Origin of the sequence: Moellerella wisconsensis ATCC 35017, assembly GCF_001294465.1 — a bacterium.
Classification (GTDB): domain Bacteria; phylum Pseudomonadota; class Gammaproteobacteria; order Enterobacterales; family Enterobacteriaceae; genus Moellerella; species Moellerella wisconsensis.
The window spans coordinates 109,258-129,528 of the sequence record NZ_LGAA01000026.1 but is presented as its reverse complement, the minus strand read 5'-3'; the positions used below and the strand labels follow the sequence as shown (position 1 = coordinate 129,528).

Genomic DNA, 20,271 nt, shown 5'->3' with positions numbered 1-20,271 from the left:
CGATGAATATCATATCAACAATGGCGCGTTTTCTTGCGTCACTATCAGCACAGAGCGCCTTATGGGCTATCAACCATAGTCGCAGTTGTTACAGTTACCCCATGTCCACCAAGCGCATCACAGGTCACTCAAAGATAAACCGAGCAGCCAAGAAGCGGAGGAATAAGAAATAATGGCAAAGCGAACTAACGCACTTGAGCAAATGAAAAAGTGGATGGAAGTGATTCCTCAGTGCTTACAGCCGCAGGGAAAGCAAGCTGACACCGAAGATCCCAAAGAGAAGCCAGAAGCCAAGAAGCGGAGGGCGAGTAAGTGAATATTGTTATAGCGGAGATAATTGCTAAAAACTTCAAAGTTGGCGATGTGATTACATCTGTCATTGTTCGAGATCTAGACAATGGGCGCGTGCATTTAAATAATTACTCGTCGGTGCTGAATGACCTTGTTGTGTGGGGTGCAGTAACCAAGCAAAAGCAAAGGGGTAAGATTGCTACATTTAAGATAATCGGTGATGTGAGTATTGCCATCAACGCAGAGATAAAAAAGAGGGAGTCCAGCAAATTAAACAGCAGAGAAGGCGCGTTTAGCCGAGCATTCCCCGACTACTTGATAGAAAGATTTAACTCGTTATTGGCTGGAGCTAGAGCATGATTAGAACCCGACACGTGATTCTATTCTTTTCGATTGTCACTTTAGCGATGGGGGTTATATATGGCTAAACCAATACGGCGGCGATGTGCAATTTGCAGAAGTTGTTTTCACCCAAAGTATGACAATATCGAGTGGTGTAGCCCAGAGCATGGAGCTGAACTAGGGGTAAAGCGAAGGCAAAAGGATTACGAAAAAGCACAGGCTAAACTCAAAAAAGAACGTCAGAAAAAAGAAAAAGAATCCCGCGATAAACTCAAAATCAGAAAGTTAGCAGTAAAACCCCTCAAATACTTCACGCAGCAAGCTCAGAACGCATTTAACGCCTACATCCGATATAGAGACCTAAACGAACCTTGCATCTCCTGTGGGCGATTTCACGAAGGCCAATATCACGCTGGACACTATCGAACCACTGGCGCAAATCCTGAGCTTAGATTTAATGAGGACAACTGTCATAAGCAATGTGCCCCATGCAATAACCACCTTTCCGGCAATATCGAAAAATACACGCCTAATCTGATAGAGAAAATCGGACAGGAGCGATTCGATATTTTGATGGGATTTCATGAGTTACCAAAGTGGAAGCGCGAGGACTATGAGCGAATACGGGATCACTACCGGAAGAAATTGAAGGAGCTGAAAGATGTTCACTGATATAGACGCAGCAATTGAAGAGGCTAGATATCTAAAGCAACAGCTCAAATTTGATTATGCGGTGGTGCAGAAAAGTGGGCGTGAAATGAAGATTGAAACTAATCACAGGGCTGAAAAACACCATTTCCTAGCAATTATGTTCAGCACAAAAAGCGACAGGCATCACACTGTATTGCCGGAGGTAAGATGAGCTACATCGGGGAGAAAGAGCTTACAAAAGAGCAATTAGATTATGTTGATAATTTGCTTGAGTTATGGGGGGCGTGGGTTCATTCAGGGCGTTTAAATATACGCATGATCAATATGATTTATAAGTTCATGAAGACGGTTGAGCCGGATAATACCCCAACCAGACCGATGTGCAGTGACGATGAAGGAATGTTGATTTCTCAGGTCGTAGATTCAATCATCGCCACAGATGAACGGGCTTACAAGATATTACTTAGTTACTATGCGTGTGGGGCTTCCAAGCTTTCGATAGCATCTTACTACCACTCAGTCGCAAAACCCCGCAAAATGCAAACAAGAGGAGGCAACAGACTTAAAAAGCCATCTTTCGGAACTTGCAGGAATGAAGTAGACAAAAAGTTAAAGGCTTGCCAGTGGTTATTGTATGAACCTCTTCGAAATGCTATGAATAATCGTAAACGTGTAGCGAAAATAAAGAAAATAAGTGAACTTTGCTATTGACACGTTATAGCAAATTAGCAATACTTATCAGGTAAGCTGCCTTAACTGTTCTTAGGTTGGCTTAACCAGATTAATAGAGCCTCTACTCCGGTAGGGGCTTTTCTCGTTATAGAGGTTTACATGCTTGATGAGTTTGACGGATTTTAATTCCCCCGAATTCGAGGGTTTTGTCTCCCTCATCAATGAGGGTAGCATAGTCTAACTCATTGATATTATTCCAGAGTGCTTGTTTGCATTGTAGTATTCCAGCTCTCCGGAATTTGCGGATAGTTCACATCCAAGAGGTCGCCTAGTGCGGCCTTTTTTGTATTTAAGGTAGGTAGTTATGAGTCGAAATATCAAAAAAGCACGAATTACCCGCATTTCTAAGGTAAAAGCTGACCGTAGTTTAGAAAAAAGAGTTGCAGCATTAGAAAAACAGCTTGATAGCGTCAATCAAGCTGTTAAATGCACACAAGAAACCAACGTAACAGCAATAAACGAACTGAGGCTGTTAGTCACACTTCGTGCTAGCTAAAAATTTCTGATAGGCTAATTTTCCAATTTCATCTATTGTTTTATTTTTTAAGTCATTCGAAACAGCATCAATACCAATCATTGTACTTATACCGTTGACGCTTAAACTTACATTTACCAAATAATTAATATTGGGAATTGGATCTACTATGTAAGCATGAGATAAATCATAAACACCACGAACAACAAATTTAGACATAAAATCCTCACACCGAAGTTAATCGCCATCCCTTCGATAAGTCACATAGGGCTGAACCTCTAACTTAACTTAAATATTAATTGGATTCATTAATCTAAATATGCCGACCGCAGAATCAATCACAACACATCATATTCACATAAGATCTGTGAGTCGGCATCTCATTAACTTTAATCACGGAACACTCCGCAAGGGGGTGTATATACACATGCAAGAAAAATACTCAAGCCCCTTTGCTTATGCGTGGGGTGTATTCACCGCCACTATCGGTGCTATGTCATTAGATCAGTGGGCTGTTTTTATTGGGATCCTTTGTATAGTCGGAACGTTCGCAGTGAATTTTTATTACAAGCGCAAAGAATTCAATCTAAAGGCGGTGAAAGATGGCAAAAATACCTAAGAAGATAGCGGTCGCGATTGGTAGTGGGGTTATTGGTCTGTCAGTTGCAATGATTTCACTATTTGAAGGCGTAGAACACAAGCCATACAAAGACGTGGTGGGTGTTACAACGGTTTGTTATGGGCACACTGGTAGCGACATTGTTTACGGGAAAACATATACCGAGGAAGAGTGCCTAGCCTTGCTTGAAAAAGACCTCAGCAAAGTTCGCAGCGGTATAGACCCGCTGATCAAAGTTGATATTAGCGATGAGACTCGAGCTGCTCTTTATTCATTCACATACAACTTTGGTGTAGGTGCATTTTCTCGATCAACGTTACTTAAAAAACTAAACGCTGGCGATATTGACGGAGCATGTAACGAGTTAAACCGCTGGATATACGCAGGTGGAAAACAATGGAAAGGACTGATAACACGCAGAGAAATAGAAAAGACCGTATGCCTTGGAAGTCTATAGTCTGCTTGGTTGCTTACCTTATTTTGTTTATTGGATCGGGCGCATATTTATTGATTGATGATACCTGTCGCAATGATCCGCAGGGGATAGAAAAGCGTTGCCAAGTTGCACTAAGTCATTATCGGGGGTGATGTGAATTGGAAAATAACAGCATTTACACTAGTTAGTGTCATTATTTTGGGTGGGCTGCTTAACTGGCAGGTGAGTGAAAATCAAAAGCTAGCAGATGAAAATATTGAGATAAAAAAAGAGAAGGAGTCATTGAATAATGCCCTAAATGAGCAAGTAGCTATTACTACAGACTACGAAAATCGCATTAACTCCATTCACGAACTCGACACCAAACACACAACGGAACTCACAAATGCTAAAGCTGAAATTGACCAGTTGCGTATTGCTGCTGAGCGTAATCCTGAGCGGGTGTACATCAGAGCCAGTTGTCCGAAAAGCGAAGCCAATTCAACCGCCAGCTTGGATAATGGAACAACCGCCAGACCTACTGACACCGCTATCGGAAATTATTGGTTACTCAGACAACGAATCGCAGAGTCCAAGCAAATGATATTAGGGCTTCAGGAATACATTAAAGAACAGTGTAATTCATATTAGAAATGCAAAGAAAGCCTACCTGATGCATAAACTGCACAAACAGCTATCTATTCCTGTTTGTCATCGCATAATTGAATAAGCCTTGAGATTGCAGCTTTTTATCCTGTGGCAGCTTTATAACTCACCAAGGGCTGATATCGCAGTAACCTTGATTTTATTATTTTCGTTGTGTGTTAACTCAATGAGTTTCCGAATTATAGTATTTTCCATTCTATCGCTCTCATTTATTTTTTATATTAACATCAGCAAGTAACGCATCATTAGCATACTGAAATAGCTAGTTAATATATGTAATGAACTACAACAAAATGCTACGAGAACAATTAAATTCGATGCGAACATTATTTAATAATAGTGGTGGTAGATGATATGAATTTGATAGCTTAGACAAGAAAGTAATTGACTCTAGATAGAATCTTATCTAGCAATCTTTTATTTTTAGGTATTTGTTATTTATATACTTTTCAATATAATGTTCTTTATCTTTTGCTACAGTTAATCGTTGATAATTAATCAGTGGTACATTGATATATTTGATAGTACGATTTGAAATGAAATTAATTTCAAGTACTTTTGTCTCGTTATCGTAACCAATGGTATAAATATTAGGGGAATTAACGTGATGTTTAAACATTAGTATTGCCTTAATTTTACTTGCAACGGTACTGAGAGACAGCATTAATATGCTGAGAGGGATATAAACATAGTTTGACTTTTTTAATATCATATCATTATTGTACATCCTATCCGAAAAAAAGAATAAAAATATATTAATTTTTATAATATATTTGCGGTTAATAGCATTCTTAGTTGAAATATAAGTATTACTTTTAAGTGTTTTTATCTCCGATTTTCATCCTGTGCACCACATGAACACATATCTAAAAAACATCGAACCAATTTTTAGGTAATGAGCCTTAGAGATAATCAACACTGCAACTAAAAATATAAGTATTTGCGCAATAACGATTGCTAACTGGGCGTTGGGGCAGAAAACATTGCTACTAACCGCAAGAGAGCGAGTTGTGAAAGAAGCTCAAATGTACTTGCCAAATATTGAATAGGTCGCTCAGCGGCCTTTTTTATTGCAAGTCACAAAGCCAGTTCGAGTGAGCCGGCTTTTTAATTTGTTATGAGGATATGAATATGGCACTCAACGATAAACAAGAAATGTTTTGTCGCGAGTACCTCATCGATTTAAATGCCACACAAGCGGCTATTCGTGCGGGGTACAGCGAGAAAACTGCGAACGCACAATCAAGCCGACTGTTAATAAATGTTAACATTCAAAATAGAATTCAAGAACTTAAATTAAATAGAAATGAGCGTATTGAAATAGACTCTGATTACGTCCTTAAGCGATTAGTCGAAATAGATCAGATGGATGTGCTAGACATACTCACCGAAACCGGTGACCTGAAACCTGTCAAAAGCTGGCCTAAGTCATGGCGCACAACACTAAGCGGCTTAGATGTCATGGTAATGTCATCTAGCGAAGAAGGTTCTGAAGCATTACTCAAAAAAATCAAATGGCCTGACAAGGTGAAGAACCTTGAGTTACTCGGCAAGCATGTTAGGGTTCAGGCTTTTAAAGAACAGATTGAGCAGAAAGTTGAAGCAACACACAACATCATGCCAGTACCATCTTGCGACAATGTAGATGGTTGGGAGAAAGCTGCACAGCAACAACAAGGTGAGGTTTTAGGTGAATGAAATACAATGTAGTTTGGAAACCTTTACCCGGATCTCAATCGTTATCACTAAGTTGCCCCTGTAATGAAATATTGTATGAAGGAACACGAGGCCCCGGCAAAACAGCGGCTCAATTAGCTCGTTTTAGGCGCAATGTGGGTATTGGCTATGGTTCATTTTGGCGCGGTATCATATTTGATACGGAGTACAAAAACCTTGCTGACATCATCACGCAATCAAAACGTATGTATCGGTTGTTTAAAGATGGCGCTCGCTTTCTTGCTTCAGCTTCAGAATTGAGGTGGGTATGGCCAACTGGCGAAGAGCTACTATTTCGTTTTGGTAAAGAAGCGGATGATTATTGGGATTATCATGGGCAAGAGTTCCCCTTTATTGGCTTTAACGAATTAACTAAGCAAAAGTCATCTGATTTTTATGAGGCAATGTTCTCGTGTCGGCGCTCATCGTTTAGGCCAAAAGATTACCCTCTTGAAAATGGCACATTACTAAAGCCTATTCCGCTTGAGGTTTTCAGTACGACCAACCCGTTTGGCATTGGTCATACATGGGTGAAAAAGCGTTTTATCGAACCAAAGCCACGAGGAACCGTGATTCGGGAAACACAGAAAGTGTTTAACCCGCAAACTGAGCGCGACGAAGAAATTACTTTAACTCGTGTCGCTATCCATGGCTCATTTAAAGAAAATCCGTACTTAGATCCTCAATACATAGCCACACTCATGAGCATTAAAGATCCAAACCGTAAAAAGGCGTGGGTAGAAGGTTCTTGGGATGTGACGAGCGGTGGACGGTTTGACCATCTTTGGAATGCAACTCATCACGTTATTAAGCCGTTTCGAATACCTGATAGCTGGATTGTTGACCGTTCCCATGACTGGGGAGAGTCAAAGCCATTTTCTAACTTGTGGTGGGCGCAATCGGATGGTACCGAAGCCACATTACCCGATGGCCGTCAATTTTGTCCACCGGCCGGATCCTTAATCTTAATCGGCGAATGGTACGGTTGTCCCCCTGATGAGCTGAATAAAGGTCTGAACATGTCATCCACCAATGTTGCTAAAGGAATTAAGTGGATTGACCTGCGCTTGGCGGGGGTGGATTCTGTTATTCCCCAAGAAATAGTCAAAGATGGTCTAACTCAGGGGCAAATGAATATCATGCCCAATATCTGTAAAAAAGTAATTAAAGGCCCTGCGGATAATTCGATTTACACCCCAAACGATGATGAGGACTCCATTGCACAAAAAATGGAAGCTCAAGGTGTCGAATGGATGAAAGCGAATAAAAACCCCGGCTCCCGTATTAATGGGGCATCACTATTTGCTGACATGCTAGAGGCGGTGATCGAAGGTAAGAAAACAGAGTCAGGAATGGCAGAAAAGCCCGCTTTTTACGTGTTTGATTATTGTCGAGGCTGGATCAGTCGTGTGCCTGTTTTAGTGCGCGATTCAAAGAACCCGGATGATGTGGATACCGAGCAAGAAGACCACGACTGGGATGGTACGCGTTATCGAGTGTTGCACAGGCCTATTCGCCCAGCCTTTGAAATTAATCTAGGAACAACCTTCTGATGAGTATGATAAACGTAGATTTCACTCGACCGGAGTATAAAACGGCTGCTCCTCAGTGGGAGCTGGTGCGCTCTGTTTGTCGGGGGGGTGAGGATATAAAAAATTACCTTCCTGAGCTTGAAGAGCAAGACGCTAATCGTAAAAAGAAACGTAATAAGGATTATCAAGATCGCGCTGTATTTTACCCAATTACAGGTAACACACGTAACGGCATGATAGGTATGGCGTTTAAAAAGGATCCGCTGGTTGCTGTTGTCGAAAAACTGTCTTGTCTAAAAGAAGATGCTGATGGTGCCGGCTCAAGTATTTATCAGCTTGCTCAGTCCTCACTTGAATCAATATTAGAAGTCGGTCGTCATGGTCTGTATGTGGATTACAACAGTGATTCTAAACTTCCGTTTATATTCCAATATCGTGCTGAAGATATTATTAATTGGCGAACAGACCGCATCAATGGCCGAACCATGTTAACGTTGGTGGTGCTTCGTGAAATGGTTGAGGAAGAGGATGGGTTTGGATTTAAAGATGTTCTTCAATATCGAGTTTTAGCTATAGAAGATGGTAAGTTTATTTGTCGTGTATACCGTAAGCTAAGTGGGAGTAATGTTTTTCAGATTGATTCTGAATATATTCCTGAGCGCGCAGGTAATGGGGCATGGGATGAAATTCCGTTTACATTCATAGGTGCCCAGAACAATGATCATACTATCGATGAAGCCCCGCTGGCCGGCTTAGCTAAAATTAATCTTGGGCATTATCGAAACTCTGCTGATTATGAAGATTCAGTGTTCTTCTGTGGACAAATACAACCGTATCTGGGTGGGTTGAATACAGATTGGCGTGACCATCTAGAAAAGAAAGGCGTTATGGTTGGCTCTCGTTCGCCAATTATGTTGCCAGAAAAAGGTTTTTTTGGTTACGCGCAAGCTCAGCCAAATATGTTGGCCAAAGAAGCGATGGACAGTAAGCGTGATTATATGGTTGCGTTAGGTGCTCAATTAGTCTCTGCGGATAGTAAGGTAAAAACAGTTATTCAATCTGTTGGTGAGCAAAATGCCCAGACCTCTATTTTAAGTATTTGTTGCTCAAACGTTTCTGATGCATGCAGTAAGGCTCTTGTGTGGTGCGCTGAATATCTTGGGCTTGAGGCCAGTGATATTTCGTTCGAAATTAACAAGGACCTTGTTAATCACATAGCAGATAGTGCGATGCTTCGAGAAATTGTTGCTGCATGGCAGTCTGGTGCTACTCGCAAATCTGATCTGGTACGTAGCTTACAGAAATATGATGTGATTGATCCTGCTGACGATGTTGATTTGGTTGTAGATGAGCTTAATAACCAAGATCCGACAATATCAGGTGAAGTATGAAATCAGTGAATGAGCAATTGATGGATGAGCTAATTGCCCACTCTCTATTTTCTGGCCGCTATTCTACCGGGGTGGCAAGGCGCATGATAAAAGCGCTCAATGAATTTGATGCTGAATTGACGGCTTCGCTTATTGTGACTTTGGATGATGCTACGATTGATATTAATAGCTTTACAGCAAGGCGACTAGAGTCATTACTTTCTAGTGTTAGAAGTATTAACAAGCGGGCTGTCGATAGTGCTTTTTCGTTACTGACAGAGGAAATGAGAGAGTACGCATTGTATGAGGCTGGTTACTATTCCTCATTATTTGATGCTTTGTTGCCTGATGTGGCTTTACGCCAATATCCATTGATGAGCATTACCGAGGAAATGCTACTTTCGGCGGTAATGTCTCGACCTTTTCAGGGGAAATTATTATCGGAGTGGAGAAGTGGGTTAGAGTCAGACCGCATGGCGCGCATAAATAATGTCGTTCGTAATGGATATTTAAACGGTGATAGTACGGTAGATATTGGTCGTAAAATTAGAGGTCATGCAAATCAAGATTATAAAGATAGCGCATTACAACTCAGTCGAGCTAATGCAATGACAATAGCTAAGACTGCCATTAGCCATTTACAAGCAACAGCGAGAGAGCAATTTGCTGACGCAAATAAAAGTATTTTTGATTGCAAGCAGTGGTTATCCACTCTCGACAATAAAACCTCGCATGATTGCATTGTTCGAGATAGGTTGAGGTATACATTGGAAGGTAGGCCAATAGGGCACAAAATCCCTTATTTACAAGGTCCCGGAAAACTTCATTTTAATTGCCGCTCTACCGAAACCTTAGTCACTAAGTCATGGCGAGAGCTTGGTATTGACGCAAATGAAATTGATACAGAAACCCGCGCATCAATGGATGGGCAAGTGCCAGTAGATACTAATTTTCTTGATTGGATACAGCGACAACCTGAATGGCGGCAAAGACAAATATTTGGTGGAACTCGATTTAGGTTGATGAAAGAAGGCGGCATACACCCTTCTGAATTCTATACAGATAAAGGTGAGTTTATTTCGCTAGAGCAACTTAGAGAAATAGACGAGCAAGTATTTATAGAGGCTGGATACAGCTAATCAACAAACTATTTAATAAGGTCACTTCGGTGGCCTTTTTTATTACTTAAATTCAGCTTAGGGCTGAGTTATTACAACGCGCTAGGCGCACATTAATCCCAAGGGGAAGCATATGTTATTTATGAATATTGAACGCAAATACCACTCACCGGCTGATGATGGCTCGCAAGGTGGAGGTGCCGGAACGCCAGAAATCACCCCTGAAGTTCAAGCTATTATTGATAAGGCGGTAAGTGAGCAGGTATCTGGACTAAAAGCCAAGCGTGATGAGTTGCTAGGAAAGGTTAAAGAGCAAGGCGACAATTTAAAACGCTTTGAAGGCATTGATCCTGACACGGTGAAAGGAATGCTTAAACGCTTTGAAAATGATGAAGAAGCTAAGCTTATTGCTGATGGCAAGCTTGATGAAGTCATTAATAAGCGTACTGAGCGTTTGCGTGGTGATGTTGATAAGCAATTGAAAGAGGCTAATTCCAAAGTTGAAAAGGCTGAAATATTTGCCAATAAATTCCGCGCTCGTGTGTTGGGCGATGAAATTCGTTCAGCAGCAGGAAAGGCGGGAGCATTAAGCAGTGCGCAAGAAGATTTAATTCTGCGTGCCAAAGGCATTTTTCAAATCAACGATGAAGGTCAGGCCGTAGCCGTTGATGAAGATGGCAATCCAGTCATGGGCAAAGATGGTCGCACACCACTATCCCCTGTTGAATGGATTGAATCCCTGAAAGAAAGCGCACCACATTTATTCCCCGCAGCTTCTGGCACCGATGCAGGTAAACATAAACAAAGTGGCGTACATCTCAAACGTTCTCAAATGTCCGCAGGTGATAAGGCCGATTATATTCGCCGATACGGGCGTGACGCATATTTAAAACTTCCAAAAGAGTAAGGAAATATAAGCAATGGCTACGACGACTAATAGCGATTTAGTAATTTATAATGACTTGGCACAAACGGCATTCTTAGAGCGCCGTCAGGATAATTTAGCAGTATTTAATCAGGCCTCTAATGGTGCCATCGTGCTGGATAACCTGTTTGTTGAAGGTGACTTCCGTAAACGCGCTTTCTATCAGATCGGCGGTTCGATTGAACATCGTGATGTTGATTCAACAAAAGATGTTGAGAGTAAAAAAATCGGTGCAGGTGAGTCTATTGATGTCAAAGCGCCTTGGAAATATGGCCCCTATGCAACGACAGAAGAAGCATTTAAACGCCGTGGACGTGATGTATCAGAGTTCTCTGAGCTGGTTGGTACGGATGCAGCAGATGCTTCACTAGAGGGCTATATTAAATACTCTTTAGCTGCTTTAGGTGCAGCGATCGGCAATAACAAAGAAATGGTAGTGACTGCAGATATTGCAACAGACGGCAAGAAGACGTTAACCAAAGGCTTGCGTAAGTACGGCGATAAGTTTAATCGTGTAAATCTGTTTGTTATGCACTCCACAACCTACTTCGATATTGTTGATCAGGCAATTGACAATAAGGTATATGAAGAGGCAGGTGTGGTTATCTACGGCGGACAGCCGGGCACGTTAGGTAAGCCTGTTCTGGTTACAGACACAGCGCCAGTAGATGCCATCTTTGGTTTAGTTCCAGGCGCTGTGACTATCACTGAATCCCAAGAGCCGACCTTCCGCTCTTATGAAATCAATGACAAGGAGAACTTGGAAATTGGCTATCGTGGTGAAGGTGTGGTTAACGTTGGTGTAATGGGTTATAGCTGGGATGAATCGAAAGGCAAGAACCCTGATTTAACACAACTAGGTACAGCGGGTAACTGGAAGAAACATTTCACTAGCGACAAACTAACCGCAGGCGTCATGATCAAGTTGACTGCTGAAGTGGGAAAGTAACTCTGTCAGCGGATAAAACGTCCGCTATCGCTGACAGTGTAGATGCTGTGACAGTATCGCTAAATTATACCAAAGGTGACTCTCCGATTGAGGGGGCTACCGTAGACTGGTCTACAACAGGTGGTAAGTTAAGTACTGCTTCATCTAAGACGGGCAAAGCCGGTGGTGCGACAGTGAAATTGACCTCTGATACTCCGGGTGAGTTTATTACCACAGCCACAGTTAATGGTGTTGCACAAAATACTGATGCAATCACATTTACAGAAAAAAATTCTCCAGACGAGTAATTTAAGGGGCTTTGTGCCCCTCTTTTTTTGAGGTGAGCATGATTGTTCCTGATAAAAATTCTCCAACATTTAATAGCTACGCCAGTGTTGATGATTTAAAGAAATATGCTGAGGATAGAAATATCACTTTAGTAGTTGGAGGATTAGAATCATTACTAATTAAGGCGATGGACTATCTAGAGTCACAGAAATGGTTAGGGAAACGAACTGATGCCGATCAACCTTTATCTTTTCCACGTTCAGGATTATCTCGTGATGGCGTGGCAATCCCAAGTAATGACATTCCAAAGCAATTAATCCAAGCTCAATGCCGTTTAGCTATTGAGTCAAGAGAAAATGACTTACAGCCCACGCTAGGTGCTGAAATCACCTCTGAGCGAATTGAGGGCGCGATTACTGTGCAATATGCGGAAGGAACTAATACTGGCGCGCCAAATTTCCCTTGGTTAAAAGGTTTATTGTCTGGACTGATCGATATTTCAGATGGATTTGCCATTAATACATTTGCAATGAGGTAGCCATGAATATTTATCAGCGAGGTCATCACACTGCGTTACGCATGCTGAAAAAATACGGCGCATCATATCAAGTTAAGCGTGATGGCAAATATTGGGTCGATGATGATACGGGTAAAGAGCACCATGAGGCGGAAACTCAATTTCTGGTCACTGGGGTGAAAGTGCAATACAAACCCAGTGATATTGATGGAACGCTTATCTTGTCGACTGATATCAGAATGGTCTTTTCTCCAGAAATGGTTATTCAAAAAGGGGACCGAGTGTTAGTTGATGGCTTGTGGTTGCGTGTTCAAGAGCCTAATCCGATTAAACCCGCTGAACTTGTGATTTGCTATCAATCTCAATTGAGGGCGTGACATGTCACAATCGTTTATGCGGTCAATTAACCTGTTTATTGATAATGCCCAAGTGGATATGGAATCGGTAGTTAAGGCAACGGGGTTTAAAATTCTGGCTCAGTTGGTTCAAATGTCACCGGTAGGCAATCCAGAACTTTGGGATGTGAATCAGGTCGCTGCTGACTACAACCGCGCTGTATTTGACCATAACGAAGAGTTGAGAAAAGACCCTAATAATCTTACGCCAAAAAAGCGTCTATTAAAAAAGCGCGTCCGCGTTGATGATTCGATGGATATTAACGCACCACCCGGTTATACCGGTGGGCGCTTTCGAGGCAATTGGCAAGTGACGTTCGATACTCCGGCAGACGGAGAGACAGGACGAATTGATAAATCAGGCAATATGACCAAAGCGGTGGGTAAATACGTATTAGAGCAATTTAAAGTTGGAACTAATGCGATTTATTTTACCAATAATGTGCCTTATGCCTATCCATTAGAGATGGGGCACTCAAAGCAAGCACCGAATGGCATGGTGGCCATCACCGCTGAAGATTTTGATAAGTTATTTAGAGAATCAGTGGTTGAGGTGAAGTTATGAAGCAGTCTGAAATTAATCAATCTATACGACTATTGGTCGCTAAAATTGCAAATCAAGAAGGGTTAAAAGTCGCATGGCCTAATGTGCCATTCGATAGTATTAACGACACTTATTTGCAAATACATATTATGCCGGCGGCTACTGATAATCTCGGGCTTGCGCTCGATATGCCAATTTTCAAAGGTGTCATTCAAATTAATATAGTTGGAAAGGTGGGAGGTGGTGAGGAGCAATTAACACACATTGCAGATAGCATTAAAGATCAGCTAGAAAATGGGTTAACGCTGACCGAGACACTTTATCTCAATAGTGAGCCAAATCAATTACCACCACTCACTAGAGAAGCTAATTACATAATTCCAATACGCACATCTTATCGATGTGATTCGATTAAATAAGCTACCGCCTAAGGGCGGTTTTTTTATATACAAAAAGAGGTTCATCATGGCGGAATATAACATTCCTAATGGCTCGATTGTTTCCGTATCCAGTGGATACGGAGAGGAAATTAAAATTACAGCCGCAACAAATGCTAGCGAAGTGGTTCTTACTGTTGCTAGCCCGGGTGATATTAAAGTAGGTGATATTGTAATTATTAGTGATAGCTGGCCAATTTTGAATGGCCCTAAACGTGTCAAGTCAGTATCAGCAAGCAATATCACTATAGATGGTTTTGATAGTATGGATAAAGCAAAATATCCTAGCGAAGAAGCTGCGGGAACACTAAAGAAAGTAACTAGCTGGACTCAAATTAAGCGAGTGACAACGGTTGGAATTGAAGGTGGCGATCAGCAATCAACAACGGTTCAATTTTTAGAAGATGAACAAGCTATCAGCATTGATACCTTTAAAAATCCGTATGTAATTACATATACATTGGCATATAACCCTGAAGCTAAACATCATGGATTGCTTCTTGGGTATGATGATAGCAAAGAGCTGATCGCAGTGCGCTTTTATAATAAAAGAGCAGAGCAAGATCGCTACTATTTAGCTGCTACATCCTATAAGGAAATTCCTGATACTGCCGTGAATGAAGTTGAGACGACATCAGTTCGATTCTCTTTACGCTCAAAGCAATCTGTCTACGCCCACGCAAAGTAATCTCGGTATCAAGGCTAACGATTGACAAAACAGCTATAGCGGGCACTGTGGGGGATGTTATTTCACTTAACGCCACCATAATACCCGATAACGCATCCAGTCAGAATGTTACATGGAGTAGCGCTGATACCGCAAAAGCCACCGTCAGCAATCTCGGTAAAGTCACACTAAAGGCTGCAGGAAAGACGGCTATCACTGCCGCCATAGATGATGTCTTTGCAAAAACCACGGTCACAATCAACGAAAAGGTAAATTAATGGCTAAGCTAACGTATAATCCCAATCCTACTTTTGAACATACAGTAAAAATTACAACACCGGATGGCAAGCAAGGTGATCTACCATTCATTTTCATTCATAAAAAAATGAGTGAGTTAGATGATATGGGGAAAGCAGAAGATTTAACTGATGCATCCTTTTTGCTTCAAATAGCTAAAGGTTGGGGATTTAAGGATCATGAATTCACGCATAATAATGTCTCTGAATTTTTTGATAACTACCCCGGTGCAGCATTTGAAATTTTCTCCTCTTATCGGCAGGCATTGCTGGGTATTCGTGAAAAAAACTCCTAGCGGTTGCTCAAGCTCTTTATAGCAAGCCATTAACTGCCGCTGAATTAGATTTATTGGGTGATCTCGATGATAGTGCTGTTGAGATTACCCCTGACATTGAAGAGTCAGTGAGTTTATTCCAAGCTCTATCAACACAGTGGCGAGTCAGCGTGGATGGACCTACAGGCTTAGACTATACGGTTATCCCAATGTTGGCCGGTACGTATGGCATTAGCGACCAAGCAACCGCGATTAAGGATATTCAACTTATGGAATCAAAAGCTTTAGAGTTGATGCATAAAAAATAGGGCAGCAATGCCCTAGTACCAATGTGTATTAAGTAGGCATCGTTGTGAGTAGTATTTTGGTGTTAAAAATAATCTTTACAACCGAAATGACTAGAATATACTGTATATAAATACAGTTATATCTTGGTGCATTATGAAGCTAGAGCTTATCGATTCGGAGTCCGTTCTTAATATTCCATTATTTCTTGACAGGGTTCCTGCGGGTTTTCCGTCACCTGCGGCTGACTACATGGAAGAGAGGATAAATCTCAATAGCACGTTGATTAAACATCCTGACAGTACATATATGTTGCGCGTCGAAGGTAATTCTATGATCGATGCAAATATTTACGATGGCGATGTTGTGATAGTCGATAGCGCATTGATGGCAAAGGATGGAGATATTGTGATAGCTAGCGTTGATGGTGAGTTCACAGTTAAGAGATTGAAGTCTCACCCCCCGATGCTTATGCCGATGAATCCTGATTTTCAACCTATTTATATAGGTGATGCACAGGATTTACAGATATTTGGCGTGGTCACATTTATTATTCACAAGGCTCAGTGATGTTTGCCTTAATTGATGTTAATTCGTTCTATGCAAGTTGCGAGAAAGTATTTAGGCCAGACTTAGCGGGAAAGCCAGTAATTGTACTGAGTAATAATGATGGTTGCGTAATTGCTCGCTCTGCTGAAGCCAAAAAACTCGGTGTCAAAATGGGTGAGCTCTACTACGAACGGCGGAATTATTACCGGCAAAATAACATCAATATATTTAGCTCCAACTATGCCTTATACGCTGACATGAGCAATAGAGTGATGTCTTTGTTATCAATGTACGCCCCGCGCTTAGAAATATATTCGATTGACGAAGCATTCCTTGATTTCACTGGCTTAGCCTATACCTTTAATCTAGAAGATTACGGGAGAGAAATTCAATCAACAATATTACAGCGAACTCATTTGCCCGTAGGTGTCGGGATTGGCCCCACTAAAACACTCGCGAAGATTGCTAATCATGCAGCTAAAACGTGGAGAAAAACAGGCGGTGTGGTCGAGTTATCTGATAAAAGTCGGCAAAGAAAATTACTGTCACTTATTCCGATTGAAGAGGTATGGGGTATTGGTCGTAGAATCTCAGCTAAGTTAAGAGTTATGGGTATTTATACCGCTTTAGACTTGGCGAATACATCGGCGGCCACAATACGCAAAACTTTTGGCGTAACACTAGAAAGGACGCTCCGAGAGTTAAATGGCGAGCCTTGTATTGAACTTGAAGAAGTCAGAAAGGTTAAGCAGCAAATATTGTGCTCGCGGTCTTTCGGTAAGAAGGTTTTAGAGATTGAAACTATGCGGAAAGCTGTTTGTGACTATGCGGAACGCGCAGCGGAAAAGCTACGCGAAGAAAAACAGAGATGCCGGATCATTGGTCTATTTATTCAAACTAGCCGTCATGCTTCTGGTGAAGATTATACGAATAGTGTCAGCATCAAACTTGAATACCCAAGCAGCGACACGAGAGACATTATCAATGCTGCCATGCGAGGTTTAGATACTATCTGGCGAGATGGATATCGCTACTATAAAGCAGGGATAATACTGTCTGACTTCACTGATTCAGATATCACTCAGTTCGACATGTTCTCGACACGGAAGCCATTTAAGAACAGTGATAAACTTATGAAAACAATAGATACTATAAACAATAGTAGCCTAGGAAAAGTCTGGTTTGCTGCGAAAGGCGGCGATAGTGGATATCAAATGAAACGTGAAATGTTGTCACCAGCATATACGACAAATTTTGATGAGTTGCCGGTAGTTAAAATCTGAAATGAAAGTGGTACGTTGATAAAAATGGCACAACATACCGCATGGGTAAGCTACCAATATCTGACATTATCGTATTGGCTAGAGAGCTGATGATCCATGGTGTAATTGGTAAGGTGAAAATCAGGAATCTGCAACGCAATGAAAGTGATAAAGAATTTACTGATTCATTTAATGCTGTCGAATATATTAACGCATCCTGTGTTCACTTTGGCATGAACCGTGATGAAGCCGAGAAGCTCACAATGTCAGAATTCTTGATGATGATTAAAGCTAAGTATCCAGAGGAAAAAGGCTTCACAAAAGAAGAATATGATGGCGCAGTTGATGATTATTTCGAACTTAAAAAGCGCCGAATTGCACAAGCTAAAGCGAATAAGGGGTAATTATGTATTTAAATATTATTTTGGCTAACCCTGCTAGGCATAAGTACAAATTTAAGGATGAGGTAATTCACGTTAAAAGTGTTGCGTATGTTGAGGAAATGAAAAACCATGTACCCAACAAGCCACCATTTAAAGATGTAATATTTATTCATCCTATCGATAGAGATGATCGCTATGTTGGTGACTTTATCGAAATGCAGGAAGGCGACACATTCAAAGTCTATAGCGATAGTGGCATCCTACTTAAAGAATATAAAAAGTAGCTTACGGCTACTTCTTAATCCCTAATTTTTCCTTAACAACATCCATTTCGCGTTCAAGTTGAAATATGCGCTCAGCTGCATCTGATATTGTTAATACTTCAACATGAGAGTTACGCATTATCCAGCATTCGATAGCTGCGACCATTTCCTGATTAGCTGACCGATTATTGAACTCAGCTAACTCTTGAATTCGTTCTCTTAAATCAACCGGCAATCTGAGGTTAACCTGCGGATGCTTATATTTTCTTTCCATGCCACCTATCCTCAAAAACTCTCATTCTAGATAGGTGTTTTTTAGGTATCAATGCGTACCAAGTAGGTATCACTGTGTATGTATACAGTTATTTTCAACATCTAACGACAGTTAAAGACTGTTAAATGCATCAAAAGAGCGAAAGAGAAAGTTAAATCTTTCTCTAAAAGAGCAATAAATAAATGGAGCGAAAAACAAAGAGTAAGCAAAAGATCTTTTCTTTGTTGACTCTCTAATTTCTCACGTGTAATATTGGACAAATTATGATTTACGAGGCTAAGTTATTATGAGCATGACAGCAAACAAAGAGAACTTTATGCAGTTTGTTGAAGGCCTTGACGAGATGGGTATTATGAGTGGTCGTACGGCGGGTAATATTAGAAATGCCGTTACTGCTTTATCTGATTCAATACCTAATGACCTGTTGGCTACTGAATGGGACCTTCAGGGGATAGTAGATAAATTTCGTGAAGGGGTTGATGTTAAAGACGATACTGCAAAAACCTACTTAAGTCGTTTCAAAAGCGCGGTTGATAAGTTTATTGCCCACACTGAGGGGAAGGAGTTGACATCAATGGTTAAGCGCAAGCCAGCCCAGAAAAAGAAAGTGGAAGTAATTGAAGAGGAAACAGTAAAGACATTTTCACTGCCAATCCCTCTGCGTGAAGACTTGATTGTTACTATTGAGAACTTACCGCGCGATTTGTCGGAGGATGAGTCAACCCGAATTGCTACAATTATTCAATCATTTGCTATCAAGCAATAAAAAAGCCCTCAAGTTAAATAACTGAGAGCCTTTTTAAAAGCATCAACGGAATTCTCCGCATATACTAGACATCTTGTAGTGAGATCATAGTATATGCATTCCGAATTAAAATCAACCTTTCGATGGGGATAGGAAGGGTCTATGGAGTGTCAACATGACATTTTATGATGAAGTCGGTATGTATGATCGTGAGAAACCAGTATTTGTAAGAGATTACTTTAGGACCAAGCAAGGTAAGTTAGAATTTGTTTCTAACCACTACCGCTCATTCCCTAATCGTTAATACAAAACTGTTATTCCCAAGCCCACAATTTAGTGGGCTTTTTTTGTCTGATCCATACGTTAAAATCCAAATAACCACTCTATATAAATCAATGCGTTACAAACAGTTAAATGCAAGCATTTTTCGTGTATCACTATGATATTAATAGAAAAGTAGACTTCTTGATCCAAACGACACAAATAAAGCCAAATTAGGCAGGTTTTTTGTTTGCTTCAATTTGCACTCCCGCTAGGCTAACATAACTTAAATTAATTAGCGGAGTAGTGAGATGGAAAATAAAACTGAAAAGGCAATAGGATGCTTTATTGTGCTGGTCTGCATTGGAGCTTTCGTTCTGACTATAGTCGCTATTTCGTTAACGTTAGACTATAAATAACACAGTTATGTTCAATGGATAGCTAGTCCGTCCTTGGGCTGTGATCACTTTCTATATAAACATTATGTACCATATAAAACATTACGCCTCTTAACTGAGGTCTTTTGCGTTCAATTGCTACAACTATTTGCTAATATTCAATCATTGATAATTAAAAGGTATTGATGATGAGAAAATTATTATTAGGCTTACTGCTTTGTTCTGCTGGATTTGGGGCGTTTGCAGATTGGCAATATACAGAGAAAGTTGATGAAATGCGGGGAGCAACTCAGTACTTTGCAAGTTTAGCGCCTGAGAAAGAAATTGATGGTGTCACATTAACTGTTGAAGTTGAAAGTCAAAATAACAAAGAAGCGTATGATTTTCATTTTGACCTTCAAGGTGGTGAATTTGACTGTAGTTTAGGTAAGTTATGTTCGGGATTTATAAAAATAGATAGTGGTGAAATAAAAGAGCTACTTGTTGAGATTGATAAAAAACGACAATCTTTTGCTTCAGTAATTGGAGCTTCTAATTTTGCAGTAGGTTTGGCTAGTGCGAAAATTCTATATATAGAACTCCCTGTACAGGGTAAGGGCATGATGCAATTTAAGTATGAACCCAATAAGCTAAAATGGTTGATGTAAAGTAG

The 20,271-nt window shown here is 40.8% G+C and carries 32 protein-coding genes and 1 pseudogene; 30 read left to right on the top strand and 3 right to left on the bottom strand.

Annotated features, from left to right (window positions below; genetic code table 11):
* Nucleotides 1–172 precede the first annotated feature (172 nt).
* The 6 genes from M992_RS15135 (at nt 173) to M992_RS12490 (ending at nt 2,512) form a co-directional block, all read left to right on the top strand.
* Nucleotides 173–316: a hypothetical protein gene (locus M992_RS15135; RefSeq protein WP_156317261.1), complete on the top strand. Its 144-nt coding sequence runs from the start codon at nt 173–175 to the stop codon at nt 314–316.
* The gene (locus M992_RS12510) at nt 313–651 is read left to right on the top strand and encodes a hypothetical protein (protein ID WP_053908911.1); all 339 of its coding nucleotides are present in this window, start codon (nt 313–315) and stop codon (nt 649–651) included. Before M992_RS15135 ends, M992_RS12510 begins: the two co-directional genes overlap by 4 nt.
* 60 nt (nt 652–711) lie before the next feature.
* Complete coding sequence (locus tag M992_RS12505) at nt 712–1,305, top strand: recombination protein NinG (protein ID WP_053908910.1); 594 nt, start codon at nt 712–714, stop codon at nt 1,303–1,305.
* A complete protein-coding gene (locus M992_RS12500) occupies nt 1,295–1,495 on the top strand; it encodes a hypothetical protein (RefSeq protein WP_053908909.1) in 201 nt (66 codons plus the stop codon). The genes M992_RS12505 and M992_RS12500 overlap by 11 nt, the downstream gene beginning before the upstream one ends.
* Entirely contained in the window at nt 1,492–1,995 is a 504-nt protein-coding gene (locus M992_RS12495) for an antiterminator Q family protein (protein ID WP_053908908.1), read from the top strand. Before M992_RS12500 ends, M992_RS12495 begins: the two co-directional genes overlap by 4 nt.
* 325 nt (nt 1,996–2,320) lie before the next feature.
* Nucleotides 2,321–2,512, top strand: coding sequence for a hypothetical protein (locus tag M992_RS12490; protein ID WP_053908907.1), 192 nt, complete (start codon nt 2,321–2,323; stop codon nt 2,510–2,512).
* On the opposite strand, the gene M992_RS12485 is transcribed toward M992_RS12490, so the two are convergent.
* Entirely contained in the window at nt 2,489–2,710 is a 222-nt protein-coding gene (locus M992_RS12485; protein ID WP_053908906.1) for a hypothetical protein, read from the bottom strand. The genes M992_RS12490 and M992_RS12485 overlap by 24 nt on opposite strands.
* A gap of 208 nt (nt 2,711–2,918) precedes the next feature.
* On the opposite strand from M992_RS12485, the gene M992_RS12480 reads away from it, so the two are divergent.
* The 3 genes from M992_RS12480 to M992_RS12470 all read left to right on the top strand — a co-directional run bounded on the left by M992_RS12480 (nt 2,919) and on the right by M992_RS12470 (nt 4,176).
* A complete protein-coding gene (locus M992_RS12480) occupies nt 2,919–3,110 on the top strand; it encodes a phage holin family protein (protein ID WP_174721775.1) in 192 nt (63 codons plus the stop codon).
* A complete protein-coding gene (locus tag M992_RS12475) occupies nt 3,094–3,567 on the top strand; it encodes a lysozyme (protein ID WP_053908905.1) in 474 nt (157 codons plus the stop codon). The genes M992_RS12480 and M992_RS12475 overlap by 17 nt, the downstream gene beginning before the upstream one ends.
* Nucleotides 3,568–3,699: 132 nt before the next feature.
* Complete coding sequence (locus M992_RS12470; protein ID WP_053908904.1) at nt 3,700–4,176, top strand: lysis protein; 477 nt, start codon at nt 3,700–3,702, stop codon at nt 4,174–4,176.
* A gap of 421 nt (nt 4,177–4,597) precedes the next feature.
* On the opposite strand, the gene M992_RS15665 is transcribed toward M992_RS12470, so the two are convergent.
* Nucleotides 4,598–4,810, bottom strand: a complete 213-nt coding sequence (locus M992_RS15665; protein WP_162200745.1) for a KTSC domain-containing protein — start codon at nt 4,808–4,810, stop codon at nt 4,598–4,600.
* Nucleotides 4,811–5,322: 512 nt separating this feature from the next.
* Between M992_RS15665 and M992_RS12460 the strand changes: the two genes are divergently transcribed.
* From M992_RS12460 to M992_RS12370, 19 genes and pseudogenes are all read left to right on the top strand, one after another.
* Nucleotides 5,323–5,889, top strand: a complete 567-nt coding sequence (locus M992_RS12460; protein ID WP_053908899.1) for a terminase small subunit — start codon at nt 5,323–5,325, stop codon at nt 5,887–5,889.
* Nucleotides 5,886–7,460, top strand: a complete 1,575-nt coding sequence (locus M992_RS12455; protein ID WP_053908896.1) for a terminase — start codon at nt 5,886–5,888, stop codon at nt 7,458–7,460. Before M992_RS12460 ends, M992_RS12455 begins: the two co-directional genes overlap by 4 nt.
* Nucleotides 7,460–8,830 (top strand): DUF4055 domain-containing protein, encoded by a 1,371-nt coding sequence (locus M992_RS12450; protein WP_082335439.1) that lies wholly within the window; start codon nt 7,460–7,462, stop codon nt 8,828–8,830. Before M992_RS12455 ends, M992_RS12450 begins: the two co-directional genes overlap by 1 nt.
* Nucleotides 8,827–9,948, top strand: coding sequence for a structural protein (locus M992_RS12445; RefSeq protein ID WP_053908893.1), 1,122 nt, complete (start codon nt 8,827–8,829; stop codon nt 9,946–9,948). Before M992_RS12450 ends, M992_RS12445 begins: the two co-directional genes overlap by 4 nt.
* A gap of 112 nt (nt 9,949–10,060) precedes the next feature.
* Nucleotides 10,061–10,834, top strand: a complete 774-nt coding sequence (locus tag M992_RS12440) for a hypothetical protein (protein WP_053908892.1) — start codon at nt 10,061–10,063, stop codon at nt 10,832–10,834.
* A 13-nt stretch (nt 10,835–10,847) separates the two neighbouring features.
* Complete coding sequence (locus M992_RS12435; RefSeq protein ID WP_053908890.1) at nt 10,848–11,801, top strand: major capsid protein; 954 nt, start codon at nt 10,848–10,850, stop codon at nt 11,799–11,801.
* Between the two features lie 47 nt (nt 11,802–11,848).
* Nucleotides 11,849–12,088 carry an Ig-like domain-containing protein gene (locus M992_RS12430; RefSeq protein WP_053908888.1) on the top strand — a complete coding sequence of 80 codons (240 nt, stop codon included), beginning with the start codon at nt 11,849–11,851 and terminating at the stop codon, nt 12,086–12,088.
* Between the two features lie 38 nt (nt 12,089–12,126).
* Nucleotides 12,127–12,606: a DnaT-like ssDNA-binding protein gene (locus M992_RS12425; protein ID WP_053908886.1), complete on the top strand. Its 480-nt coding sequence runs from the start codon at nt 12,127–12,129 to the stop codon at nt 12,604–12,606.
* Nucleotides 12,607–12,608: 2 nt separating this feature from the next.
* Nucleotides 12,609–12,962, top strand: coding sequence for a hypothetical protein (locus tag M992_RS12420; RefSeq protein WP_053908883.1), 354 nt, complete (start codon nt 12,609–12,611; stop codon nt 12,960–12,962).
* A 1-nt stretch (nt 12,963) separates the two neighbouring features.
* A complete protein-coding gene (locus tag M992_RS12415) occupies nt 12,964–13,545 on the top strand; it encodes a hypothetical protein (protein WP_053908882.1) in 582 nt (193 codons plus the stop codon).
* Entirely contained in the window at nt 13,542–13,943 is a 402-nt protein-coding gene (locus M992_RS12410) for a phage tail terminator-like protein (protein ID WP_053908880.1), read from the top strand. The genes M992_RS12415 and M992_RS12410 overlap by 4 nt, the downstream gene beginning before the upstream one ends.
* Before the next feature lie 46 nt (nt 13,944–13,989).
* The gene (locus M992_RS12405) at nt 13,990–14,649 is read left to right on the top strand and encodes a phage tail tube protein (protein ID WP_053908878.1); all 660 of its coding nucleotides are present in this window, start codon (nt 13,990–13,992) and stop codon (nt 14,647–14,649) included.
* The gene (locus M992_RS15660) at nt 14,595–14,906 is read left to right on the top strand and encodes an Ig-like domain-containing protein (protein WP_082335438.1); all 312 of its coding nucleotides are present in this window, start codon (nt 14,595–14,597) and stop codon (nt 14,904–14,906) included. The genes M992_RS12405 and M992_RS15660 overlap by 55 nt, the downstream gene beginning before the upstream one ends.
* Complete coding sequence (locus M992_RS12395) at nt 14,906–15,220, top strand: phage tail assembly chaperone (protein ID WP_053908877.1); 315 nt, start codon at nt 14,906–14,908, stop codon at nt 15,218–15,220. Before M992_RS15660 ends, M992_RS12395 begins: the two co-directional genes overlap by 1 nt.
* Before the next feature lie 53 nt (nt 15,221–15,273).
* Nucleotides 15,274–15,507, top strand: coding sequence for a DUF1799 domain-containing protein (locus M992_RS12390; protein WP_053908875.1), 234 nt, complete (start codon nt 15,274–15,276; stop codon nt 15,505–15,507).
* Nucleotides 15,508–15,640: 133 nt separating this feature from the next.
* The gene (umuD, locus tag M992_RS12385; RefSeq protein ID WP_053908873.1) at nt 15,641–16,054 is read left to right on the top strand and encodes a translesion error-prone DNA polymerase V autoproteolytic subunit; all 414 of its coding nucleotides are present in this window, start codon (nt 15,641–15,643) and stop codon (nt 16,052–16,054) included.
* Nucleotides 16,054–17,316 (top strand): translesion error-prone DNA polymerase V subunit UmuC, encoded by a 1,263-nt coding sequence (gene umuC / locus M992_RS12380; protein ID WP_053908871.1) that lies wholly within the window; start codon nt 16,054–16,056, stop codon nt 17,314–17,316. The genes umuD and umuC overlap by 1 nt, the downstream gene beginning before the upstream one ends.
* Nucleotides 17,317–17,336: 20 nt before the next feature.
* Nucleotides 17,337–17,699, top strand: a pseudogene (locus M992_RS12375) (DUF6246 family protein); the annotation flags it as partial.
* A gap of 2 nt (nt 17,700–17,701) precedes the next feature.
* Nucleotides 17,702–17,962 (top strand): hypothetical protein, encoded by a 261-nt coding sequence (locus M992_RS12370; protein ID WP_053908867.1) that lies wholly within the window; start codon nt 17,702–17,704, stop codon nt 17,960–17,962.
* Between the two features lie 7 nt (nt 17,963–17,969).
* Here the strand turns inward: M992_RS12370 and M992_RS12365 are convergent, their stop codons facing one another.
* Nucleotides 17,970–18,215: an Arc family DNA-binding protein gene (locus M992_RS12365; RefSeq protein ID WP_053908865.1), complete on the bottom strand. Its 246-nt coding sequence runs from the start codon at nt 18,213–18,215 to the stop codon at nt 17,970–17,972.
* 286 nt (nt 18,216–18,501) lie between these two features.
* Between M992_RS12365 and M992_RS15515 the strand changes: the two genes are divergently transcribed.
* A complete protein-coding gene (locus M992_RS15515) occupies nt 18,502–18,981 on the top strand; it encodes a hypothetical protein (protein ID WP_248842532.1) in 480 nt (159 codons plus the stop codon).
* 823 nt (nt 18,982–19,804) lie between these two features.
* Entirely contained in the window at nt 19,805–20,266 is a 462-nt protein-coding gene (locus tag M992_RS12355) for a hypothetical protein (protein WP_134473727.1), read from the top strand.
* Nucleotides 20,267–20,271: the final 5 nt, after the last annotated feature.

Excerpts from the sequence above, each read along its gene's own strand:
- M992_RS15135 (WP_156317261.1), top strand. The coding sequence starts at position 173 with ATGGCAAAGCGAACTAACGCACTTGAGCAAATGAAAAAGTGGATGGAA.
- M992_RS12505 (WP_053908910.1), top strand. The coding sequence starts at position 712 with ATGGCTAAACCAATACGGCGGCGATGTGCAATTTGCAGAAGTTGTTTT.
- M992_RS12500 (WP_053908909.1), top strand. The coding sequence starts at position 1,295 with ATGTTCACTGATATAGACGCAGCAATTGAAGAGGCTAGATATCTAAAG.
- M992_RS12495 (WP_053908908.1), top strand. The coding sequence starts at position 1,492 with ATGAGCTACATCGGGGAGAAAGAGCTTACAAAAGAGCAATTAGATTAT.
- M992_RS12490 (WP_053908907.1), top strand. The coding sequence starts at position 2,321 with ATGAGTCGAAATATCAAAAAAGCACGAATTACCCGCATTTCTAAGGTA.
- M992_RS12485 (WP_053908906.1), bottom strand. The coding sequence starts at position 2,710 with ATGTCTAAATTTGTTGTTCGTGGTGTTTATGATTTATCTCATGCTTAC.
- M992_RS12480 (WP_174721775.1), top strand. The coding sequence starts at position 2,919 with ATGCAAGAAAAATACTCAAGCCCCTTTGCTTATGCGTGGGGTGTATTC.
- M992_RS12475 (WP_053908905.1), top strand. The coding sequence starts at position 3,094 with ATGGCAAAAATACCTAAGAAGATAGCGGTCGCGATTGGTAGTGGGGTT.
- M992_RS15665 (WP_162200745.1), bottom strand. The coding sequence starts at position 4,810 with ATGTTTAAACATCACGTTAATTCCCCTAATATTTATACCATTGGTTAC.
- M992_RS12460 (WP_053908899.1), top strand. The coding sequence starts at position 5,323 with ATGGCACTCAACGATAAACAAGAAATGTTTTGTCGCGAGTACCTCATC.
- M992_RS12455 (WP_053908896.1), top strand. The coding sequence starts at position 5,886 with ATGAAATACAATGTAGTTTGGAAACCTTTACCCGGATCTCAATCGTTA.
- M992_RS12450 (WP_082335439.1), top strand. The coding sequence starts at position 7,460 with ATGAGTATGATAAACGTAGATTTCACTCGACCGGAGTATAAAACGGCT.
- M992_RS12445 (WP_053908893.1), top strand. The coding sequence starts at position 8,827 with ATGAAATCAGTGAATGAGCAATTGATGGATGAGCTAATTGCCCACTCT.
- M992_RS12440 (WP_053908892.1), top strand. The coding sequence starts at position 10,061 with ATGTTATTTATGAATATTGAACGCAAATACCACTCACCGGCTGATGAT.
- M992_RS12435 (WP_053908890.1), top strand. The coding sequence starts at position 10,848 with ATGGCTACGACGACTAATAGCGATTTAGTAATTTATAATGACTTGGCA.
- M992_RS12425 (WP_053908886.1), top strand. The coding sequence starts at position 12,127 with ATGATTGTTCCTGATAAAAATTCTCCAACATTTAATAGCTACGCCAGT.
- M992_RS12420 (WP_053908883.1), top strand. The coding sequence starts at position 12,609 with ATGAATATTTATCAGCGAGGTCATCACACTGCGTTACGCATGCTGAAA.
- M992_RS12415 (WP_053908882.1), top strand. The coding sequence starts at position 12,964 with ATGTCACAATCGTTTATGCGGTCAATTAACCTGTTTATTGATAATGCC.
- M992_RS12410 (WP_053908880.1), top strand. The coding sequence starts at position 13,542 with ATGAAGCAGTCTGAAATTAATCAATCTATACGACTATTGGTCGCTAAA.
- M992_RS12405 (WP_053908878.1), top strand. The coding sequence starts at position 13,990 with ATGGCGGAATATAACATTCCTAATGGCTCGATTGTTTCCGTATCCAGT.
- M992_RS12395 (WP_053908877.1), top strand. The coding sequence starts at position 14,906 with ATGGCTAAGCTAACGTATAATCCCAATCCTACTTTTGAACATACAGTA.
- umuD (WP_053908873.1), top strand. The coding sequence starts at position 15,641 with ATGAAGCTAGAGCTTATCGATTCGGAGTCCGTTCTTAATATTCCATTA.
- umuC (WP_053908871.1), top strand. The coding sequence starts at position 16,054 with ATGTTTGCCTTAATTGATGTTAATTCGTTCTATGCAAGTTGCGAGAAA.
- M992_RS12370 (WP_053908867.1), top strand. The coding sequence starts at position 17,702 with ATGTATTTAAATATTATTTTGGCTAACCCTGCTAGGCATAAGTACAAA.
- M992_RS12365 (WP_053908865.1), bottom strand. The coding sequence starts at position 18,215 with ATGGAAAGAAAATATAAGCATCCGCAGGTTAACCTCAGATTGCCGGTT.
- M992_RS15515 (WP_248842532.1), top strand. The coding sequence starts at position 18,502 with ATGAGCATGACAGCAAACAAAGAGAACTTTATGCAGTTTGTTGAAGGC.
- M992_RS12355 (WP_134473727.1), top strand. The coding sequence starts at position 19,805 with ATGATGAGAAAATTATTATTAGGCTTACTGCTTTGTTCTGCTGGATTT.